Below are 4,114 nucleotides of genomic sequence, written 5' to 3'. Positions count from 1 at the left end.
CGGGGCGGCGGCGCCCAGACCCGGGTGACCGGGTGCAGCGCGGCCTCCGCCCGGACGACCGGCGCGGGTCGGCCGGCGGCGCCGAGCAGCGCGGCGAACCGGTCGGTCTGCGGGGTGGCCGACATCGCCAGCAGCCACAGGTCGGGGCGGAGCGTGCCACGGGCCTCCACCGCGAAGGCCAGCGCCAGGTCGGCGTCGAGCTGCCGCTCGTGACACTCGTCGAGCAGCACCGCCCCGACCCCGGGCAGCTCCGGGTCGCGGTGCAGGCGGCGGAGCAGCAGGCCGGTGGTGACCACCTCGACCCGGGTGGCCCGTCCGACCCGGCGCTCGCCCCGGACCGCGTACCCGATCCGCTCGCCCACCGGCTCGCCGAGCAGGCCGGCCATCCGGCGGGCGGCGGCCCGGGCGGCGACCCGGCGGGGCTGCGCGATCAGTACCCGGCCGGCGACCTCGTCGGCCACCGCGAGCGGGGCCAGCGTCGTCTTGCCGGTGCCGGGCGGCGCCACCAGCACCGCGTCGCCGGCCGCCCGCAGCGCCCTGAGCAGCGCCGGGAGCACCGGCCGGACCGGCAGGTCGAGGGGTACGTCGGAGAGCACAGTCCCACTCTCGCACCCGGTGCTCAGTCCCGGCGCACCCCGTCCACGCCGGTGACGAAGGCCGCCCAGGCCGTCGGCGGGAAGACCAGTGCCGGCCCGCCGCGGTCCTTGCTGTCCCGCACGGCGATCCGACCGCCCACCGCGGCGACCTCCACGCAGTTGCCGTTGCCACTGCTGCGCGTGCTGGTGCGCCAGTCCGCCCGGGACAGGTCGAGCGCGGTCAATCGGCCTCGTACGTCCGCAGGGTGGCCGCCTCGGCCTCCAGTCCGACGTAGAACTCGAACCACTCCGGCAGCACGTCGCTGTAGTTCTGCCACCAGCCGCGCTGCTGCGCCCCCCGGGCGATTTCGATCAGTGCCTCGGCGTCGGAGCCGGTCACCTGGTAGAGGGCGAGCGCGGCGCGGACGTCCCGGGGCTTGATGCCGATCTGCGCGTTCTCGATCCGGGAGAGGTTGCTCTTGGACATGTCGAGCTGGCGGGCCGCGACATCGAGGGTCATCCCCGCGTGCTCGCGCAGTTGGCGAAGTTCCCGAGCGATCCGGCGGCGGCGAACGGTGGGGCTGGCGGTCACCCTCCGAGTCTGTCACGCCAAGATCCGCAGGTCGCGCCCGCACGGAGTGCAACCGTCGAATTCGGGAGTTGCATTGCAATAGTGCAAGGTGCATCCTCTGTCCGGTGTTGATCGTATGTGGACAGGCCGGAGGCTCGTTTGCTCATCGCTGATGAGTTCTTCCTGGTCGCCCACAACGACAGCCGGGGCAAGGCCAAGCTGCATCCGGCGGCGACCGGGCTGGGGCTCGCCGCCGGCCTGCTCGGTGAGCTGGTCCTTTTCGGACGGATCACCGTCTCTGCTGGATTGGTCACGGTGCTGGACCGCCGGCCGCCGGCCGACGCGCTCGCGCACACCGTGCTCGACCAGTTGATCGGGGAACCCCAGCACCAGGCGGTCCGCACCTGGCTCAGCTTCCTGGCCCAGACGGGCGTGAGCTCGGTCGGCGAGCGGCTGGCCCGCGCCGGCGTGCTGCGCCGGCAGGAGAGCCGCCGGCTGCTGCGGACCAGCCTGAGCTACGTCCCGGTCGACCTCAACGCGGCGGCCTGGCCGGCGACCCGGCTGCGGACCCTGCTGGAGCGCCCGGAGCCCCCCTCCGTGCCGGACGCCCTGCTGCTCGGTCTGGTCGCCGCCACCGGGCTGACCCGCGAGGTGCTCTGGAGCGCCGGGCCGCTGGCCCACCACCGGCTGGGCGTCGTCGTCCCGGCGCTGCCGGCGCCGCTGAAGGAACTGGTCGGGCACACCGAGGCCGCCGTCGGGGCCGCGGTGCTGCGCGGCTTCCCCTGACCCACCAACCCCTCATCCCTCCCCTCGAACCGGAGTGGCCCCATGCCCCCTGCAGCCACCGTCGACCGTCCCAGCAACGTCTCCGACTCCCTGGCCCGTGGCCGGCTCGGCGTACCGTCGGTCATCTTCTTCGTCCTCTCCGCCGCCGCCCCGCTGACCGTGGTGGCCGGGGTGGTCACCACCGGGTACGCGGTCACCGGCGTCACCGGCATCCCGCTGGCGTTCCTGGTGGTCGCGGCGGTGCTCGCGCTCTTCTCGGTCGGCTACGTGGCGATGGCCCGCCGGCTGACCAACGCCGGCGCCTTCTACGCGTACGTCGCCCGTGGGCTCGGCCGGCGGCCGGGGTGGGCGCGGCCTGGGTCGCGCTGATCGCGTACAACGCGCTGCAGGTGGGGCTCTACGGCGCGATCGGCGCCGCGGCCGAGCCGGTGCTCCAGCAGATCTTCGGCGGCTCGCCCGCCTGGTGGGTGGTGGCGCTGGTCGCCTGGGCGCTGGTCGCGATCCTCGGCCTGCTGCGGGTGGACGTGAACGGCATGGTGCTGGCCGTGTTGCTGGTCGCCGAGATCCTGGTCATCCTCGTCTTCGACGTCGCACAGGTCAGCCACCCGGCGGGCGGTTCAGTCAGCTTCGCCACCCTGTCGCCGGACAACCTGCTGGTGCCGGGCGTGGGCGCGATCCTGGTGCTGGCCACCACCGGCTTCACCGGCTTCGAGTCCGCGGTGGTGTTCAGCGAGGAGAGCAAGGACCCGAAGCGGACCGTGCCGATGGCCACCTACCTCTCGGTGGCCATCATCGCCGCGCTGTACGCCTTCTCGGCCTGGACGATGACCGTCGCGACCGGCCGCCCGGATCGTCGACGCGTCCCGCGAGCAGAGCACGGCGCTCATCTTCAACCTCGCCGGGGCGCACCTCGGCGACACCGCGGTGACGATCGGCCAGGCGCTCTTCCTCACCTCGCTGCTGGCGGCGATGATCTCGTTCCACAACACCACCGCCCGGTACGCCTTCGCGCTCGGCCGGGAGCGGGTGCTGCCGGCGCTGTTCGGGCAGACCTCGCCGCGCACCGGCGCGCCGCGGGTCGCCTCGCTGGCGCAGAGCCTGCTGGGGCTGGTCGTGATCGTGCTCTACGCGGTCGCCGGCTGGGACCCGCTGGTGCAGTTGTTCTTCTGGGGCGGCACCGGCGGCGGGTTCGGCGTGCTGCTGCTGATCGCCACCACCTCGGTCGCGGTGATCGCCTTCTTCGCCCGGACGCGGACGGGGGAGACCCTGTGGCGGCGGGCGATCGCCCCCGGCCTCGCCGCGATCGCCCTCACCGCCGTCATCGTGGTCGCGGTGGACAACTTCGCGATCCTGCTCGGCGTCGCCCCGGACTCGCCGCTGCGCTGGGCGATCCCGGCGGTCTACCCGGTCGCGGCGCTGCTCGGGCTGCTCTGGGGACTGGTGCTGCGCGGCAGCCGGCCGGACGTGTACGCCCGGATCGGGCTGGGCGCGGAGAGCGCGGTCGCCGAGGCGCCGCTGGTCACCCCCGAGCCGGCGCCGGCCGGTGTGGAGGCGGCCCGGTGACCGAGGCGCCCATCGAGCGGTTGGGGCCGGCGGAGACCCGGGGGGTCGCGGAGCGGATCGCCGAGGCGTTCCGGCACCTGGACGTCACCCGCTGGCTGGTGCCGGACGAGGCGAAGCGGGAGGCGGTGCTCGCCGACAACTTCGAGATCCTGGTCGACCACGCGATGCGGCACGGCATCGTGCACGGCACCGCGGACCGGTCGGCGGTGGCGGTCTGGTTCCCGCAGGCCGGCGAGCCGGCCCCGCCACCCGTCGACTACGACGCCCGGCTGGCCGCCGCCTGCGGCGAGTGGACGCCCCGGTTCCAGCACCTCGACGAGCTGTTCGAGGCGAACCACCCGCACGCCGACCACCATCACCTGGCGTTCCTGGCGGTGGAGGCGCGGCTGCAGGGGCGGGGGCTGGGCAGCGCGCTGCTGCGGCACCACCACGCCGTGCTCGACGCCGAAGGGGTGCCCGGGTACCTGGAGGCCAGCAGCGAGCGCAGCCGCGACCTGTACGCCCGGCACGGCTACCGGGCCGCCGAGCCGTTCCGACTGCCCGACGGGTCGGCGTTCCACTCCGATGTGGCGCGACCCGCGCGGCTGACCGGCGCGCGACGACCCCTGAGTCGACGGCG

The 4,114-nt window shown here is 74.4% G+C and carries 3 protein-coding genes and 3 pseudogenes; 3 read left to right on the top strand and 3 right to left on the bottom strand.

The window, feature by feature from the left end; genetic code table 11:
- From JNW87_RS35670 to JNW87_RS35660, 3 genes and pseudogenes are all read right to left on the bottom strand, one after another.
- Window positions 1-596, bottom strand: a 596-nt coding sequence (locus JNW87_RS35670) for a DEAD/DEAH box helicase (RefSeq protein WP_375373588.1), incomplete at its 3' end; no start/stop codon positions are given.
- 23 nt (window positions 597-619) lie between these two features.
- Window positions 620-820 (bottom strand): DUF397 domain-containing protein, encoded by a 201-nt coding sequence (locus JNW87_RS35665; protein WP_109805861.1) that lies wholly within the window; start codon window positions 818-820, stop codon window positions 620-622.
- A pseudogene (locus tag JNW87_RS35660) lies at window positions 820-1,167 on the bottom strand (helix-turn-helix domain-containing protein); the annotation flags it as partial. The pseudogene JNW87_RS35660 and the gene JNW87_RS35665, both read right to left, overlap by 1 nt.
- Window positions 1,168-1,305: 138 nt before the next feature.
- On the opposite strand from JNW87_RS35660, the gene JNW87_RS35655 reads away from it, so the two are divergent.
- From JNW87_RS35655 to JNW87_RS35645, 3 genes and pseudogenes are all read left to right on the top strand, one after another.
- Window positions 1,306-1,932 (top strand): GPP34 family phosphoprotein, encoded by a 627-nt coding sequence (locus JNW87_RS35655; RefSeq protein ID WP_109805863.1) that lies wholly within the window; start codon window positions 1,306-1,308, stop codon window positions 1,930-1,932.
- Window positions 1,933-1,974: 42 nt separating this feature from the next.
- Window positions 1,975-3,495: pseudogene (locus tag JNW87_RS35650) on the top strand (APC family permease).
- Window positions 3,492-4,083, top strand: a pseudogene (locus tag JNW87_RS35645) (GNAT family N-acetyltransferase). Before JNW87_RS35650 ends, JNW87_RS35645 begins: the two co-directional pseudogenes overlap by 4 nt.
- Window positions 4,084-4,114: the final 31 nt, after the last annotated feature.

Origin of the sequence: Micromonospora sp. ATA51 (genome assembly GCF_016802855.1) — a bacterium.
Taxonomy (GTDB): domain Bacteria; phylum Actinomycetota; class Actinomycetes; order Mycobacteriales; family Micromonosporaceae; genus Micromonospora; species Micromonospora sicca.
Note: the sequence above shows the minus strand (reverse complement) of the source record. Positions and strands in the feature narration are given on the sequence as shown.